Here is a 17059-nt window from a genome sequence, read left to right on the forward strand (position 1 = left end):
GGTCAGCGCGTCGCGGTCCTCGCCGACTGCGGCTTCGCGCGGGGGGATCGCCCCGGGGCGCGCTCGGCCGCCCAGACGTCGCGGAGCGCCCGCAGCGTCTCGACGGGCTGCTCCACGTGGGCGAAGTGCCCGCTGTCGTCGAGCACGACGTCGTCGTAGTCCCGCAGCATCCGCCTCCAGGCGCGGGGGTCGCTCGTGGCGACGAAGACGTCGTGACGGCCGCGCACCGACCTGACGGGGCAGACGATGCGCCGCCACACCCCGTCGTCGTGCGTTCGCGAGATCCTCGCCGCGGCGAGGAACGCCGACGGGCGGATCTCCGTGGCGAGGGCGTCGGTCGTGGAGCGCCCCACACGCTCGGGGTGACGGAACAAGGGCCGCGCGAGGACGTCGAGCGCCCCCGTGCGCTGCAGCCCCCGCAAGAGGGGGCCTGCGGCGGGTCCCAGCGCGCGCAGCACGCCCATCGCCCCGACCATGCCCGCGAGCCAGGGGAGATGCACCGCGCCCGCGAGGGGACGACGGACCACGGCCCGGGCGCCGGCGCCGCTGGGCGAGACGACACCGACGGCGACGGTCTCGCCGGGGAAGCGGGCGGCGATGTCGAGGGCGATCACCCCGCCGAGCGAGTGCCCGACCACCCGCCACCGCGGGTAGCCGAGGGCGCGTGCGACGGCCGCGATCGCGACCGCGAGCTCCGCCGGGTCGGGAACGGGTCCCAGCGTCTCGCCCCAGCCCGGAAGGTCCACCGCGATCACGTCGGAGAGGCGCCCGGTGGATGCCGAGAGCATCGGCATCCACGTCGTCCAGGACCCCGCCGCCCCGTGGAGCAGGATCGTCGCGACCGGGCTGCCCGAGCCCCGCCCGGCGTGGACGACGAGGGGACCGACGCCCGTGGGGACGACCACGCGGCGGAGGCCGAGCTCAGTGGCATCCATGCCTCTTCTTCGGAGCGGACGGCGCGAACGGATGCCGCTTCGGGAGCGGCGTCGGAGGGCCGGATACCCTGGAACGGTGATCATCGGCATCGACACCTCGCTCGGCACCGCCGTCGCGGCGATCGCCCGCGACGGGGAGGTGCTCGCCGACGAGCAGAGCGCCAACCCCCTCGGTCACGCCGAGGTCATCGGCGACCTGCTGCGGCGGGCGACGGCGGTGGCCCCCGCGCCGACGCACGTCGCGATCGGCATGGGACCGGGGCCCTTCACGGGCCTCCGCGTCGGCATCGCCACGGCGCGGGTCTACGCGCTCGGACGCGGTGTGCCGGTGGTTCCCGTGCCCAGTCACGACGCCGTGGCGCTCGGCGTGCTGCTGGCCGACGCCCTGACCGGCACCGACACTCCGCGCTTCGCCGTCGTCACCGACGCCCGCCGTCGGGAGTTCGCGTTCAGCGTCTACGACGGGATCGACGACGACGGACTCCCGGTGCGCATCGCGGATGCCGCGCTCAGCCCCCGCGACGACGTCGACGATCGGCTCGCCGAGCTCGGAGCCGTGCGGATCGAGGCCACGCGGGTCTCGGCCGCGATGGTCGCGCTCGTCGCCGCGCGCGCCCTCGACGCCGATCGCACCCTCGCGGGCATCGAACCGCTCTACCTGCGCAGCCCCGACGTGGTCGCCGCGCACGCGCCGAAGCGGGTCAGCTGATGGCCGTGCGCACCGCGACCGTCTCCGACCTCGACGCGATCATGGCGCTCGAGAACGCCTCGTTCCCCACCGACGCGTGGAGCGCGGCCATGATGCGCGAGGAGCTCGCCTCTCCGCACGGCTGGTACGTCGTCGTCGAAGAGGGGGACCGCCTCGTCGGCTACGCGGGGTTGCGCGCGGTGCGCGGTGCGCGGGACGCCGACGTGCAGACCATCGCCATCGCGGCGACCGCGCGTGGCCGCGGTCGGGGCCGGGCGTTGCTGGGCGAGCTGCTCGACGAGGCCGTGCGCCGCGAGGTGCGCCACGTGTTCCTCGAGGTGCGGGCGGACAACCCCGTCGCGCAGGCGCTGTACGCCTCGGAGGGTTTCGTCGAAGTGGGTCGCCGCCCGCGGTACTACCAGCCCGACGACGTCGACGCGATCGTCATGCAACTCGACCTCCGGGGGTGGGCGGCCGCCCGCGCCGCCGCGACGACGACCGGAAAGGGGTGGTGCTGATGGACGCGCCCCTCGTGCTCGGCATCGAGACCAGCTGCGACGAGACCGGCATCGGCATCGTCCGCGGTCGACAGCTGCTCAGCAACACCATCGCCTCGAGCATGGACGAACACGCCCGGTACGGCGGGGTCGTTCCCGAGGTCGCCGCCCGCGCGCACCTCGAGGCGCTGCAGCCCTCGATCGACGCCGCGCTCGCCGAGGCCGGGGTGACCCTCGACGAGCTCGACGCCGTCGCCGTCACCAGCGGGCCCGGGCTCGCGGGCGCCCTGATGGTCGGCGTCGGGGCCGCGAAGGGCTTGGCCGTCGCGCTCGACAAGCCGCTCTACGCCGTGAACCACCTGGTCGGGCACATCGCGGCCGACATCCTCGACGCCGACGCCGACGAGCTCGAATACCCCACGGTCGCGCTGCTGGTCAGCGGCGGACACACCTCGCTGCTGCTCGTGCGCGACCTCACGAGCGACGTCGAACTGCTCGGCGAGACCATGGACGACGCCGCCGGAGAGGCCTTCGACAAGGTCGCGCGACTGCTGAAGCTGCCCTACCCCGGCGGCCCCGAGATCGACCGCGCCGCCGCGACCGGACACCCCACCGCGATCCGCTTCCCCCGTGGCATGTCCCGGGCCTCCGACATGGCATCCCACCGCTACGACTTCTCGTTCTCGGGCCTGAAGACCGCGGTCGCCCGTTGGGTCGAGCAGCACGAGGCGGCGGGACGACCCGTGCCGGTGGCCGACGTGGCGGCGTCCTTCCGCGAGGCCGTCGTCGACGTGCTCGTCACCAAGGCCCTCGACGCGTGTGCGCGCCACGGCGTTCCCCGCCTCCTCCTCGGCGGAGGTGTCATCGCCAACAAACGTCTGCGCGACGTCGCCCTCGAGCGCGCGGCCGCCGCCGGTGTCGCGGTGCGCATCCCGCCCCTCCGGCTGTGCACCGACAACGGCGCGATGATCGCCGCGCTCGCAGCCCAGCTCATCGCCTCGGGGCGGCGCCCCTCGACCCTCGCGTTCGGAGCGGACTCGACCCTTCCGGTGACCGAGATCCAGGTCGCCGAGGATCCGGATGCCGAGCCCCCGTCCCTCCGTGCCGAGTCGGTGCCCGGCGCCGGAGCGGCATCGTGACCGAGCTGCCGCCGCCGACCCGACGCGGACGCAAAGACCTCCTGGCCTCCGGAGTCGAGGCTCCGGCGGGCGCGAGGGCCGGGGACCCCGCTGCGGAGGTGCCGGCGGCTGCCTCGGGCACCCGCCGGATGGCGACCTCGGGCGGGAGCGCGCCCGCGCCGGTCAGCGCGGCATCCGGGACGGTGGTGTCCGGGACGGCGGTGTCCGGGACGGCGGTGTCCGGGACGGCGGTGTCCGGGACGGCCGTGTCGGGAGTCGCGGGAGCCGGCGAGGCGGCGTCGAGCACGGCGATCCCGCCCTTCGAGGACGACCCCGAGCGCCTGCCGACGGCCCAGCTCGAGATGGCCGCGTTCGGTGATCACCTCATCCCCTACGTGCCTCCGGTGCCGCCCACGCCCCCGTCCCTGGCTCCGTGGGCTCTCGCGCTGGCGATCCTCGCGCTGTCGGGATCGCTGTTCACCGGGTGGCTCCTGCCGCTGGGAGTGACCGCGGTGGTCTTCGCGGCGCTGTCGCTGCGTCGGGCGCACGACGGTCGTCGGGCCGCCGTATGGGCGCTGTGCCTCGCCGTGCTGTCGCTGGTCTTCAGCGTCGGCTGGCTCGTCTGGGGCTTCTCGCAGCTCGCCGTCGTCTGAGCGCCGCCGCGGCGAGTCGCCGGGCTGCGTCTCGGGGCGGAGGTGTCGGGGTTGACGCGCGTGCTCACACGCGGTCGGCGAGCAGAGCGACGCGTCGGGACCCCACGCGGGTCACGATGAGCGTCGCCGATGCGTTGCCGCGCAGCGAGAGCTTCTTCCGCAGCACGGCGGGGTCGATGTCGACGCCGCGCTTCTTGATCTCCAGCGTCCCGATGCCGCGTGCGCGCAGGGCCTGGGCGAGCTTCTTCGTGTCCACCGGAAGCTGCTCGCGCACGCGGAACGTCGAGACGAACGGGCTCGTCAGCGCCGCATCGGAGGTCAGGTACGCGATCCCCTCCGACACCGTCCCCGCGTCGAGGGCACGGGCGACCTCGCCGATGAGCCGGGCGCGGATCACCGCCCCGTCGGGCTCGTGCACGAAGGCGCCCAGGTCGCACATGTCGACGTCGGGGCTGTCGGCGGGGGCGGTGAGCTCCCACGCGTCACCGCCGCGCACCACGAGCGCCGCCCGTCGCACCCGCTCGCGCGCGAGAGCGCCCGCCCACAGCACCAGCTCGATCGTGGAGCCGTCGGCGCTGATCCATTGCGCTTCGACGTCGTCGGGGATCTGCCCGCGATCGAAGCCCGGTCCGAGCTTGACCCCTCCCGGGGTGCGGCGCAGCACGTCGAACACCCACTCGAGCGACGGCGACCACTCCGCCGATGTCACCTGCCGCGTCTCGGCGTGGCCGGCTGTCCGTCGCGCGGGGTCGAGCCACACGGCATCCGTCCCCGTCAGGTCGACGTCTTCGGCGCGCGCGTGGGCGACGCTCGCGGCCTCGCCGAAGGGGGCGAGGTTGTACGCGGCGATGGCGGCGGTCACCTCGTCGGCGTCGACGGCGTGGACCCGGATGCCGAGACCTGCGAGACCGAGGGCGTCGCCGCCGATGCCGCAGCCGAGGTCGGCGACGCTCGTCATGCCGGCGTCGCGGAACCGCCCCGCGTGACGGGCGGCGATCGACAGGCGCGTCGCCTGCTCGAGCCCCGCGCGCGTGAACAGCATCCGGTCGGCGAACGGGCCGAACTTCACCGCCGCCCGCACTCGGAGGCGGGCCTGACCCACCACGGCGGCCACGAGGTCGGGGGAGTGCCCGGCCGCTCGAAGCCGGGAGACCGCGCGCGCGGCGTCGTCGGTGGAGACGAGGGGGCCGATGTCGTCGAGCAGGCGGAGGCCCTCGGGGGTGAGCAGGGCGGTGAGCTCGGCGGTGTCCACCGAACCAGCCTAGGCGGGCGGGTCCGCGGGGTCGGGCGCCCCCGCGGGGTCCGGCTGCACCGAGCGCGAGGGACCGGGTTTCCCGGGGCGGGGGAGCCGGTGCGCGAGCGGTCCCGACCTGTCGGCAGGCTCGGGGCAGGGTTTCCCCGGGGTGGTGCGGACTCCGACTCCCGTGCGCGGGTGAGGACGCGGAGCCGGCCCCCGTCGCCGCCTCGATCGGAGGAGACCCCCGTGGTCCCCCTCCCCCCTCCCCCCAAAACCCCGGGGTCCCCCGTACCCGATACCGGGGAGGCCCCCGATGCCGGATCCGCGGCCCGTTCTTACTCTCGAAGAACGAACAGCACTGCGGGCCGCGGCCCGAGAATGGGATGGAAGAAATGCCTACCACCGGCGACATCAACAACTCGCTCAACACGGCCATCGCGGACTCGCTCAACGACACGAGCACCGTCAACGAAGACAACTCGGTGAACACCGACGCCTCGGCCACCGACTCGTTCAACACCGACAACTCGGTCACCGACGCCAGCGACACCACCATCGGCCTCGACGGCTCGTTCAACGAGGGCTCCTACAACGAGTCCAACGAGTGGACCGACTCGAACAACACGGCCACCGACAACTCGGTCAACGACTCGGGCAACAGCCTCGAGTGGGCCGACGGCTCGTACAACACCGACAACTCGCACACCGACAACTCCGTCAACGCGGGTGTCCGCGAGTACAACACGGGCTTCGGCGCGTGGGGCGGCGCCTCGGCAGCCGACTCCGGCGCTGCGGGCGGCGGCCACACCGAGATCTGGAGCAGCTCCACGATCGTCGACCAGTCGGTCAACCAGAACCTCGCGGCCGACGGCGACGTCGACCAGTCGTTCGCGAACTCCTCGGTCACCGCTTCGGGTGAGGGTTCCATCGCAGCCGGCGGCAGCGTCGACTGGGACTACTCGGTCAACGAGTCCAGCAACTTCAGCGCCGGCGGCGACATCAACATCGGCAACGAGACCACGATCACCACGATCACGGACTCGATGAACGAGTACAACCTGGACTACTCGTACACCGACAACTCCAGCGTCATCGACGTCTCCGACTCGTTCAACGACTTCTCGGAGAACTACTCGGCCGACGGCTCGTTCAACACCTCCGAGGTGTTCGACAGCGAGACCACCATCGACGTCGACATCACGGCGGTCGTGGACAGCTTCAACACCGCCGACCTCAACCTGCCCCTGGCCTGAGCCTCTTCGTAAAGTAAGGAACCAACATCATGGTGTGGAACATCGGTGACGTGAGCGACTCCGGCAACGCGGACTGGTCGAACGTCGGCAACAGCAACAGCACGACCAACACGAACAACAGCCAGAACCTGGCCGTCGACCTCGACACCGTCGGCAACGTCGACAACTCGTCGACCGACGAGTCGACCCAGGACTGGTCGTTCGTCGACTCGGGCAACGTCGACACCGGCAACGTCGACAACTCGTGGGACAACTCGGGCAACGAGTACACCGACAACTCGGTCAACAACTCGGGCAACTCGTACGAGATCGCGGTCGACTCGTACAACACCGACAACTCGGTCGAGGACAACTCCACCAACGCGGGCGTTCGTGAATACAACACGGGCTTCTCGGGCTGGAGCGGCGCGGGCGGCGGCGGCAACGCCTCCATCTACAGCCAGTCGACCATCGTCGACCAGTCGGTCAACCAGAACGTCCTCGGTGGCGGGATCACCCAGGACTTCAGCAACAGCGCCGTCACCGCTTCGGGTGAGGGTGCCGTGGCCGCCGGTGGCGACGTCTCGATCTCGCGTTCGCTGGACGCGTCGACGAACTTCGACGCCGAGGGCGACATCAACATCGGCAACACCACCGAGATCACGACGTGGGACAACGTGGGCAACACGACCGACATCTCGGTCGAGCTCACGGACAACTCGCAGGACTGGTCGATCGACAACTCGTACAACGACGAGTCCGTCAACGTCGACCTGAGCGACTCGTTCAACGACGACTTCAGCTCGACCGAGTCGCAGGACTGGACGATCAACGCCGACGTCATCTGGGGCTCCGGCAACGCCGAGGTCGTGGACGTGCAGCTCCCCGACGCCGATCTCGACGCCTGAGTCGCCATCCGTAACAACGGAAGCGTCTGAACGGTAGCCCTGGGCGGGTTTTCCCGCCCGGGGCTATCGTCGTTCCCAGATCCTTCGACGTCGAAGAGGCGTCGGCCCGACCGAGAGGTTCCCCGCGTGTCCGCACCGGCCCAGCCCACCACGTCTCCCGCGCCGAACGGTGCCGAAGCCGACGGGAGGAAGGGTCCCGCGCCGGCGGCCGAACTGGCCGCCCTCGTCGAACGGGCCCGCAAGTACTCCGGGGTCCTCGGTCGCGAGGACCTGGTCGAGAAGCTCACGAGCACACGCTCCCGTCTGCAGGACCCCCACGTGCGCGTGGTCATCGTCGGGCAGTTCAAGCAGGGCAAGAGCAAACTGGTCAACGCCCTCATCAACGCCCCCGCCTGCGCGGTCGACGACGACATCGCCACGAGCGTGCCGACTTCGGTGGGATACGCGGAGGAGCCCTCCGCGACCGTGCTCGTGAAGCGCGAGAGCGGGGAGTCGCACGAGGTCCGCCGGGTCGACATCCCCTTCGAGCGTCTGTCCGACTACGTCACCTCCCGCGCCGACGACGAGCAGGACGGCGACGTGGTGGGCGCCGAGGTACTGCTGCCGCGCGAGATCCTCAAGGGGGGACTGCGCATCGTCGACTCGCCCGGTGTCGGCGGGCTCGAGTCGACCCGCTCCCTCGCGACCCTCGCCGCCCTCACGACCGCGCACGCCGTGCTGCTGGTCTCCGATGCGTCGCAGGAGTACACCGAGCCGGAGATCCAGTTCCTGCGCCACGCGATGCGCATCTCCCCGAACGTCGCGGCCGTGCTGTCGAAGACCGATCTCTACCCCGAGTGGCGCGAGATCCAGCGCGTCGACGAGAAGCACCTGAACGAGCTGGGCGTCGACATCGACGACGTCCCCGTCTTCGCCGTCTCGAGCGACCTGCGGTTGCTGGCCGCCGAGCAGCAGGACCGTGAGCTGAACGACGAGTCCGGCTTCCCCGAGCTCGTGGCGCACCTGCGTCGCGACGTGCTGGGCAAGGCGGAGGACCTCAACCGTCGTGCCGCCGTGCACGACCTGCTGACCGTGTCCGACCAGCTCTCGCTGGCCGTGAAGACCGAGCTCAACGCCCTGCTGCATCCCGAGGACACGCCGGGCATGATCGCCCGTCTCGAGGATGCCAAGGCCAAGGCCGACGATTTCCGCAGCCGCACCTCCCGCTGGCAGGTCACTCTCTCCGACGGCATCGCCGACCTGATCTCCGACACCGAGCACGACCTGCGCGATCGCCTGCGCAAGGTGCAGCGCGAGGGGGAGGCCGCCATCGACGAGGGCGACCCCGGCCCCATCTGGGACCAGATCGCCCAGTGGGTCGACGAGCGGGTGAACGCCGCGGTCTCCGAGACCTTCGTCTGGACCAACGAGCGGTCGCAGTGGTTGGCCGAGCAGGTGGCCGACGAGTTCCGCATGGGTGAGGAGTCGATCCCGCTGATCGACGTCGCCGGCACCGATGGTCTGCTCGACCCGGTCGAGGAGCTGCAGCACCTCGACGACGGCAAGATGGGCGCCGCCGAGAAGATCTACATCGGTGTGCGCGGGTCTTACGGCGGCGTGCTGATGGTGGGGCTCGCGACCAGCATCGTCGGCCTCTCGCTCATCAACCCGCTCTCGCTGCTCGCCGGTGTCCTGGTCGGTCGCCGGGCCTTCCGCGAAGACATGTCCTCGCGCCTGCTCCGTCGGCAGAACGAGGCGAAGAACCTCCTGCGCCGTCACATCGAAGACACCGTCTTCCAGGTGGGCAAGCAGCTGAAGGACCGCCTGCGCGTCGTCCAGCGCACCGCCCGCGACCACTTCGGCTCGATCGCCGAGGAGCTGCACCGCTCGCTCAGTGACTCGGTGCTGGTGGCCAAGCAGGCGGCGGCCTCCTACACCGCCGACCGCGACAAGCGCATCACCACGCTGCAGGCGCAACTGCGCGACATCGAGGCCCTGCGCGGACGCATCCCCACCACCGAGCTCGAGGCGGCACGCCCCGCCCGCGCGGCGGTCGGTCGGTGAGCGCCGGGCTGCCCGAGGTCGCCCGGATCGTCGACGACGCCCTCGACGCGTACGCCGACGACGCGGCCGCGGTCGAGGTGCTGGAGTCGTTCCGGGCGCGGCTGCGGGAGCCGTTGCGCCTGGCGGTCGCCGGCATCGTCAAGGCGGGCAAGTCGACGCTGCTGAACGCCCTCATCGGCGAGCGGATCGCCCCGACCGACGCGGGGGAGTGCACGCGCACGATCACCTGGTACCGCTACGGATCGACCGCCCGCGTGGATCTGCGCCTTCACGACGGCCGCCGGATCTCCCGCCCGGTGCGCCGGCACGAGGGGCGCCTCGTGCTGGACATGGGCGGGTACACCGCCGAAGAGGTCGCCTGGATCGATGTCGCCTGGCCGAGCGAGAGCCTTCGTTCGACGGTGCTCATCGACACCCCGGGTATCGCCTCGCTGACCGTGGAGAACTCGGCGCGCTCGACCGACTTCTTCATCCCCAAGGACACCCCGACGGCGGCGGATGCCATCATCTATCTGCTGCGGCACGTGCACGCCGAGGACCTCAAGTTCCTCGAGGCCTTCCGCGACACCGCGGCGGGGGAGTCCCAGACCGTCAACGCCCTGGCGGCCCTGTCCCGCGCCGATGAGATCGGCTCGGGTCGCATCGACTCGCTGCTGTCGGCGGCCAAGATCGCGGACCGATACCGCCGGGACGGCGAACTGCGCGCCCTGGCGCTCGACGTGGTCCCGGTGGCGGGTCTTCTCGCCGAGGGCGGGCGCACGCTGCGCGAGAGCGAGTTCATCGCCCTGCGCCACATCGCGCTGATGGACCGCGAGGCACGCGACAAGCTGCTGCTGACCGTCGACCGCTTCACGCGCGCCACCGACGACACCGCCCTGAGCGTGGAGATCCGTCGCGGCCTGCTGCGGCGCTTCGGCCTGTTCGGGGTGCGGCTGGCGGCGGCGCTCATCCGCGGCGGCGCGACGACGTCGTCGGCTCTCTCCGACCGCCTCGTGCAGCAGAGCGGCCTGGTCGAGGTGCAGCGTTTCGTCGAGGACCAGTTCCGTGGTCGCGCCTTCGCGCTGAAGGCGCGCGGCATCCTGCACAGCGTCGAACGCCTCGTGCGCGAACGCCCGCGCCCGCACACCGCCGGCTTGCTGGCATCCATCGAGCGCCTGACGGCGCAGAGCCACGATCTGCGCGAGCTGTCGCTGCTGGCGGAGCTGCGCACGGCGCCCCCCGAACTCGGCGCCGAGGCGCTCGAGGAGGCGGAGCGGATCGTGGGTGGCTCAGGACTCGCGCCCGCGCGACGGCTGGGTCTCGGCGACGACGCGGCGCCCCCGGCGCAGCGCGAGCGCATCGACGGTCTGCTCGCGCACTGGCATTCGCTGGCGGAGTCGCCTCTGACCGACCGCCACACCGCAGACCTGTGCCGTGGCGTGGTCCGCAGCGTCGAGGGCGCGGCATCCGATCTCCTCGGCTCCGACGCGACGGGGGACGCCGACCGCGGTGTCGACGCGACGGACGCGCTGCTCTCGAGCGGACCCGCCTGACGCGACGGAGAACCCGACGCGAAAGAGAAGCGGCATCCGACCCGCGAGGATCGGATGCCGCTTCGTCAGAACTCCGCGGAGGGGCTGCTGCCGGGGCTGCCGCGTCGGATGTCGTGCTTGCGCCGTGTCCAGCGGAGAGCGGCCGGGATGACCGAGAACAGCAGACCGAGCGCGGACAGGCCGAGTTGGATCAGCAAGAGCCGATCCAGCGGCACTCCCCGGTCGCCGACGGCCACGAACTGCCGGGCCGCCAGGACCGTCACGGCCAGCAGCAGCAGGACGCCCAGCATCCACCACCGCGCGTTGTCGCGACGGTTGTTGAACGACACCAGCGAGGTGATCTGCACCAGCAGCACCGTCACGAGTGCGCCGAAGACGCACCAGAAGACGATGTCGGCGGCGGTGCTGACGGTCTCGGCCGGCCGTGAGTCGTCGACCCCGCGCACGATCGCCTCGATATCGGGGTCGATCGTCTGGCGGACGATGAAGAGGTACCCCACGGTGATCGCGCCCACCACCAGGCTGAGCACCCAGCTGATCTGCGCGAGACGCACCGCCGCGGGCGGCGGCATCTTGACCATGACGGGGGCCGCGGCCTTGTCGTGCAGCGCGGGCCGCTCGGGCTTGACGGCCTTGGGTGGCGGTTCGTACGGCGGCGGTGCCGGGGAGCGGCGCACCTGCGCCTGGGGTGCGGGCGCACCGGAACGGCGGGTGAGCTCGTGAGAGCCCACCCGCCGTTCCGAGGGCGTGTCAGAGGGTGTCATCCGAGGTGTCTTCGATGACGACGTCGTTGCCCGAGTCGAACACGACGGTGGTGTCCTCGTCGACCGAGGTGTCGATCGTCGTGTCGGTGGTGTCGTTGAACGAGTCGTCGACCACGACGTCCGTCGAGGAGTCGTTGGCCGAGTCGGTCAGGTCGACGTCGGTGGAGTTGTCGGTCGTCTCGGTGGTCTCGTCGGTGTCGTTGTACGAGCCGTCGATGTCGGTGTTCGTCTCGTCGTTGCCGATGTTGACGTCGTTGCCGGCGTTGATGTCGGTCGAGTTGTCGAGGGTCGTGTCCTGATCGACGTCGTTGCCGGCGGCGATCGCGTCGTCACCCGAGGCGACGACGGCTTCGTTGCCGAAGGTCTGGTTGACGTCGCCGTTGGCCCAGATGTTCTGGTTCACCGACTGGTCGACGATCGTGTCGCGGTCGTCGATGTGCGTGTACGACAGCTGCGTGGTGATCGTCTTGATCTCCTTGACCACCGGGTTCCACTCCGGCTTGGGGCCCACGGGCACCGGCACGGGAGTGGGGTTCACGATCACGTGGGGCTTCTCGGCGATCACCGGGGCGACCGAGCACACGTCCGCGTACGAGACGTTGTTCAGGCCCCGTGCCGCCATCGCGCCTTCCGGGTCTTCCTCGAACTCGGCTGCGGCCTCCGGATCGCGTAGGAGGCTCAGGATGAATTCGATCAGCGCATCTGCCATGGTCGCCAGCGTGACGCTCATTGGGGTCTCCTCACGGTTGTTCCTTGTGATCGACGTTAGGTCGAAGGGGTGTCTGTGCGCGTCGGGGGGAACCCCCATAGCGCGCGGTGGGTCATAGGGGTTTGGCGGACGCGAGCACCCTGGCGGATTGCGCGTCGTCGCCGGTCTTCTGCGCCCCGGGTTCCGGGGCGTGCGAACCGTCGTCGAGAGCCATGCGCAGACGGCTCATGAGGTCGGAGCGGGAGGTGGCGCCGAGGCGCCGGCGGATGCGGGCGATGTGGTGCTCGGCGGTGCGCGGCGAGATGAAGATCGTCTCGCCGATCTCGGCGTAGGTCTTGCCCTGCAGCACCAGCGCCGCGACCTCCCGCTCGCGTTCGCTCAGGATGCCGGAGCCCTCGGCCGCACGCGTGGGTGCGGGGATCGGGCCGGTGTCGGTCGCCGGGGTCGCGGGCGTCTCCACGCGCTCACGCGGGTGCAGCTGACGGGCGCACGCGAGCAGGCGCGCGATGATGCGCCGATCGGTGGATTTGCTCGCGCCGTGGCTCGCTAGACGTGCACCGTCCCACGCGAAGCCGCTCGCAGCGAGGGCCGCGGCGGACTCCTCGATGGCGTCCACGTCGACGGCGCCGGTGAGGACGTCGGTCCACACGCGCCCGGCGCGTGCCAGGCGGGCGGCCAGGGGCGAGTGCTCGGCCGCGGCCCGCAGGGCTCGCGCGTGAACGGTGAGCTCCTCGGGGCTGCCCAGCAGGATGCTGGCGTGCAGGCCCGACCACTGCAGGCTCGTCTCCCACAGGGCCGGTCGGCCGAGGTCGGCGAGCAGCTGGTCGGCCCGCTCGAGCGACGAGCGCATGGCACCGAACTCGCCGACCCGTGCCGCCGAGACGGCGAACTCGCCGAGGGGGACGAGCGTGAAGAGGTCGATCTGCACACGCAGCAGCGACTCCTGCGCGCGCTGCCAGACCGGCGGCAGCTCGGAGGGCTGGCCGTTCCGCCGCACGAGCCCGAGCTCGACGGCGTCGGCGAGCAGACGATCGCGCGCACCGAGCGGACGTCCGCCGGTCGCCGCGCGCAGGGCGTTCTCCGCCTCCGCCGCGTGCTCGCGCTGCAGTGCGACCCACGCGCGCCACAGCAGCAGGCGAGGACCCGCCCATGCACCGCCCTGCGCACCGGCGATCGCGGCATCAAGAACCCGCTGGGCGACGGCGGCCTCGCCCAGGTGCAGCGCGACCAGAGCGGCGATCACGGCCGGAAGTTCCGGCAGAGGGGCGTCGCTCCCCGACGCGGTGTACATCTCGCTCGCACGCACGAGATCCTGCAGACCGTCGTGGTCGGCGGCGTCGAGAGAGGCCCGCAGGCCACGGGAGAGGAGTTCGAGCGAGACGCCGTGGGCGGTCGGGATGGTGCGCACGGGTGCGGAGACGGCCGTCGCGGCCGGATCGGTGTGACCGGCGCCCGCGGCGGCGATCGTCCACTTCGCCCGGCTCTCGGACGTCGTCGGCACGCCGCCGCGGTAGACCTGCGCCCCGAGGTCCATGTCGCCGCGCATGGCCCACACGGCGGCGGCCATGTCGAGGGCGGCGTCGCCGGGGGAGTCGGAGTCGGCGAGCAGGCGGTCGACGAACGTGCCGGCGGCATCCACGTCGCCCAGGGCCCACGCGGCCCGCGCGCGGCGCAACGCCAGGGTGGCCGAGGGCGCTCCCGCCCGGTCGGCCGCCTCGTAGAGCTCGGCCGCCTTCGCAGGATCGCGCGAGAACTCACGGTCGCCGTCGGCGAGCAGGGCGGATGCCACGCGCTCGTCCGTCGTGCCCCCGAGGAGCGCCTGCACCGAGGCGGCGTCGCGCACCAGCCGCGCCGAGTACAGCTCCAGCAGGCGGTCGGCGGTCAGTCGTGCGCGCACGGCGTCACGCACGAGCGGGACCGTACGCCCGCCGCGCTGCAGCAGGCCGGCGTCGTAGCCCGCGGCGCAGGCGGGGCCGGCGCCGGCGTCGAGCGCGGAGCGCTCGTCGAGGCACAGCGCTTCGACGGCGAGCCGCAGCGACGGGTCGAGGGAGTCGATGCGGTGCGAGACCAGGTCGTCCAGCGACCGGGCGATCTCGTCGTGATCGCACCGACCATCGCAGATCGCGTCGCCGTGCAGCATGAGCGCCTCCGCGGTCAGCCAGGCCAACCCTCCGGTGGCCTCGAGCAGGCGGGTGAGGCAGCCCCGCGACACGTCCGTGGCTGCGGTCCCCAGGTGCGCGGTGACGTCGGACATCGTCACGTGTCCGAGCAGCATCGGCGGTTGGTGCCGTTCGATGTCGTCGATCAGCGCGCGCAGCACCGGTGAGTCGGGGTCGGGACGGGTGGCGAGCAGCACCGTCGCGCTTCCCGTGCGCAGCCGGTCCGCCAGCGTGGAGAGCGTCTCATCGTCGAGAAGATGCGCGTCGTCGACGACGACGACCGCGTCCCCCGCGGCGGGCAGGTCCGAGAGGTGTGTCAGGGCGACGGGGGAGACGCCGGCCGTGCGCAGCGCCGTGAAGAGGTGACGCAGCACGCGGGATTTGCCGGAGCCAGCCGTTCCCACGACCGCGAGCGGTGCGGGCTCGACCGCCGCGACGGAGGCGTCGAGGAGGGCGCGTGCGACGCGCGGCAGCAGCAGCGATTCGAGGTCGCCGTGGGCAGCATCGGAGGACGTGTTCGAGATCGACATCGGTGGTGATCTTCCGACGGCCCGCGTCAGGGCGTGGGCTCGGCGGAGGTGGGCGGTGTCTCGGGTGCCGGAGAGCTGGTCTCGGCCGGCTGCTCCGACGGCGGCGAGGTCTCGGTCGGCGGCGGGTTCTCCGTCGACGGAGACGGAGCCGGCTCCTCGGAGGCGGGCGGGTCGGTGACCGGCGTGTCCGTGCCCGGCGTCTCGGTGCCCGGTGTCTCGGCCGGCGTGGTGGGGGCCGGGTCGGAGGGAGAGGGAGCGGTGGTCGTCGGATCGGTCGACGGCGTGCCGGCCGAGGGCTCCGACGGCGTGGACGACGACGGCTGGGTGGCCGGGGCGGGGTTCCCGCCCCCACTTCCGCCGCCACCGTTGGAGGCCTGCTGCTGCGCGGGGGGCGCCGCGGAGGGGCTGCGCTGTTCGGCGGCCTGAGGGGTCAGTCGCTGGGGGGTGCGCTGACGTTCCTCGCTGCGAGTGGTCGAGCGGGGCTCCTCGGGAGCGGTGGCCTCCTGCGGGGCCGCGGGCTGCTCGGCGACGGGCTGCACCTGGGGGGCGGCGATGCTCGCCGGGGGAGAGGAGGGCAGATCGAGCGCGTCGAACACGCGCACGTCGAGGTCGGCGGCCATGGGCTGCGAGGTAACGGCCATTCCGGTGCGGGCAAGGATGCCGACGCCGAGGGCGGGCACACTGACGACGCCCACGCTCACGGTGAGCACCGCGACACCCGCAGCGACGTACGCCGTGGCGGGAACCCGTCGAAACCACGGAGCGCGCTTCTCGCTCCGCTGGGCGGTGAAGACGGACTCGGAGTTCGCGTCGTCGTCATCGCGGTCGTCGTCATCGTCGTCGGCCGGAGCGTCGTCGACCGCGAGGAGCGAGAACGGGCGCAGGTCGCCGCCGGCCGCGGTGCGCGCGGCGCCGAGCGCGATGATCGCCTTGGGATCGGCGTCGACGGCGATCGGGCGGTCGAAACGCTCTGAGAGCAGCTGCGCGACGCGGGGGATGCGGGAGGTGCCGCCCGTGAGCAGGATCGCGTCGAGGTCGTCGGCGGTGAGGCCCGACTGCTCCAGCGCGATCTCGAGCACCTCGACGGTGCGCTCGATCTCGGGTTCGATCATGTCCTCGAACTCGGCGCGGGTCAGGCGGACGGCGCCGTGGCCGTCGCCGACGAGCACCGGCACGACGGCTTCACCGTCGAACGACAGCGACTCCTTGGCGTCGACGCACTCGCGTCGGAGCGACGCCAGGGCCATGCGTAGGCCCGCATCGGACTCCACGCTCGCGAGCGCGGATGCCGGGATGCCGGCGGCACGGACGGTGTGCCGCAGCACGATGTCGTCGAAGTCGGCGCCGCCCAGGTCGGGGATGCCGACGGGGCTGCCGACGAAGTCCACGTTGCCGTCGGGCATCTTCTGGAGGATGACGGTGTCGAACGTGCCGCCACCGAAGTCGTAGACCGCCAGGGCGCGGCCGCTCTCGAGGGGGTGCGTCGATTCGTAGTGGCGCGCGGCGGCCTCGGGCTCGGTGATGACCTGCACGTCGCTCCAGCCGAGGCGGCCGATCGCGTCGCGCACCAGTTGCGTGCGGTACTCGCCCCAGGTGACGGGGACGGAGACGGCGATGCCGGCGGGGTGCTGTCCCTCGCGCTCGACCGCGGTGCCGATCACCCACCCCACGACCAGGGCGTAGAGGTCTTGAGGAGAGAAGCGCCGGTCTCCGGCCACGATGGGCACGTCGTCGCCGATGCGGCGCTTGAATTCGCGCACGAGACGCTCGGGCTGGGCGGTGCCCCGACGCTCCGCCGCGTCGCCGAACAGCAGTCCGCTGTCCGACACGAAGACGGTGGTCGGGGTGCTGTCGGCGTTGCGCCCGAGCGGCAGCGATGCGGCAAGCAACGCCCCGTCGGGTGCGGAACGCGCGGTCGCAGCCGCAGTCCTGCTCGTCCCTACATCGATCGCCAAGAAGTACGGCGTAGCCATGTGTTTCGACCCCCCGAGGGCGCACAGAAGCGCCCAAGGCACTCCTGAATCCCCCGACTCTCCGAGCTCGACGACGAGCCC

Annotated in this window: 14 protein-coding genes; 8 read left to right on the top strand and 6 right to left on the bottom strand. The window is 71.8% G+C overall.

Annotated elements, in window-relative coordinates; genetic code table 11:
- Positions 1-2 precede the first annotated feature (2 nt).
- Entirely contained in the window at positions 3-935 is a 933-nt protein-coding gene (locus QRO03_RS14250; protein WP_285138136.1) for an alpha/beta fold hydrolase, read from the bottom strand.
- A 76-nt stretch (positions 936-1011) separates the two neighbouring features.
- Here QRO03_RS14250 and tsaB point away from each other — a divergent pair, with 76 nt between their 5' ends.
- The 4 genes from tsaB to QRO03_RS14270 are packed head-to-tail and all read left to right on the top strand — an operon-like array spanning position 1012 to position 3891.
- Entirely contained in the window at positions 1012-1644 is a 633-nt protein-coding gene (gene tsaB / locus QRO03_RS14255) for a tRNA (adenosine(37)-N6)-threonylcarbamoyltransferase complex dimerization subunit type 1 TsaB (protein ID WP_285138137.1), read from the top strand.
- On the top strand, positions 1644-2141 hold the full coding sequence (gene rimI / locus QRO03_RS14260) for a ribosomal protein S18-alanine N-acetyltransferase (RefSeq protein WP_285138138.1): 498 nt from the start codon (positions 1644-1646) through the stop codon (positions 2139-2141). The genes tsaB and rimI overlap by 1 nt, the downstream gene beginning before the upstream one ends.
- Positions 2141-3259 carry a tRNA (adenosine(37)-N6)-threonylcarbamoyltransferase complex transferase subunit TsaD gene (tsaD, locus tag QRO03_RS14265; RefSeq protein WP_285138139.1) on the top strand — a complete coding sequence of 373 codons (1119 nt, stop codon included), beginning with the start codon at positions 2141-2143 and terminating at the stop codon, positions 3257-3259. The genes rimI and tsaD overlap by 1 nt, the downstream gene beginning before the upstream one ends.
- On the top strand, positions 3256-3891 hold the full coding sequence (locus tag QRO03_RS14270) for a hypothetical protein (protein WP_285138140.1): 636 nt from the start codon (positions 3256-3258) through the stop codon (positions 3889-3891). The genes tsaD and QRO03_RS14270 overlap by 4 nt, the downstream gene beginning before the upstream one ends.
- A 64-nt stretch (positions 3892-3955) precedes the next feature.
- On the opposite strand, the gene QRO03_RS14275 is transcribed toward QRO03_RS14270, so the two are convergent.
- Positions 3956-5143, bottom strand: a complete 1188-nt coding sequence (locus QRO03_RS14275; protein WP_285138141.1) for a class I SAM-dependent methyltransferase — start codon at positions 5141-5143, stop codon at positions 3956-3958.
- 377 nt (positions 5144-5520) lie between these two features.
- Between QRO03_RS14275 and QRO03_RS14280 the strand changes: the two genes are divergently transcribed.
- From QRO03_RS14280 to QRO03_RS14295, 4 genes are all read left to right on the top strand, one after another.
- Positions 5521-6381, top strand: coding sequence for a hypothetical protein (locus QRO03_RS14280; RefSeq protein WP_285138142.1), 861 nt, complete (start codon positions 5521-5523; stop codon positions 6379-6381).
- A gap of 29 nt (positions 6382-6410) precedes the next feature.
- Entirely contained in the window at positions 6411-7268 is an 858-nt protein-coding gene (locus QRO03_RS14285; protein ID WP_285138143.1) for a hypothetical protein, read from the top strand.
- 126 nt (positions 7269-7394) lie between these two features.
- Positions 7395-9311 (top strand): dynamin family protein, encoded by a 1917-nt coding sequence (locus QRO03_RS14290; protein ID WP_285138144.1) that lies wholly within the window; start codon positions 7395-7397, stop codon positions 9309-9311.
- Positions 9308-10843 carry a dynamin family protein gene (locus tag QRO03_RS14295; protein ID WP_285138145.1) on the top strand — a complete coding sequence of 512 codons (1536 nt, stop codon included), beginning with the start codon at positions 9308-9310 and terminating at the stop codon, positions 10841-10843. The genes QRO03_RS14290 and QRO03_RS14295 overlap by 4 nt, the downstream gene beginning before the upstream one ends.
- 65 nt (positions 10844-10908) lie before the next feature.
- Here QRO03_RS14295 and QRO03_RS14300 read toward each other — a convergent pair whose 3' ends face one another.
- The 4 genes from QRO03_RS14300 to QRO03_RS14315 form a co-directional block, all read right to left on the bottom strand.
- Positions 10909-11607, bottom strand: coding sequence for a hypothetical protein (locus QRO03_RS14300; RefSeq protein WP_285138146.1), 699 nt, complete (start codon positions 11605-11607; stop codon positions 10909-10911).
- On the bottom strand, positions 11594-12337 hold the full coding sequence (locus QRO03_RS14305) for an IniB N-terminal domain-containing protein (protein ID WP_285138147.1): 744 nt from the start codon (positions 12335-12337) through the stop codon (positions 11594-11596). The genes QRO03_RS14300 and QRO03_RS14305 overlap by 14 nt, the downstream gene beginning before the upstream one ends.
- A gap of 91 nt (positions 12338-12428) precedes the next feature.
- Positions 12429-15005 (bottom strand): helix-turn-helix transcriptional regulator, encoded by a 2577-nt coding sequence (locus QRO03_RS14310; RefSeq protein ID WP_285138148.1) that lies wholly within the window; start codon positions 15003-15005, stop codon positions 12429-12431.
- A 26-nt stretch (positions 15006-15031) separates the two neighbouring features.
- A complete protein-coding gene (locus QRO03_RS14315; protein ID WP_285138149.1) occupies positions 15032-16978 on the bottom strand; it encodes an Hsp70 family protein in 1947 nt (648 codons plus the stop codon).
- Positions 16979-17059: the final 81 nt, after the last annotated feature.

Origin of the sequence: Microbacterium sp. lyk4-40-TSB-66 (assembly GCF_030209475.1) — a bacterium.
GTDB lineage: Bacteria > Actinomycetota > Actinomycetes > Actinomycetales > Microbacteriaceae > Microbacterium.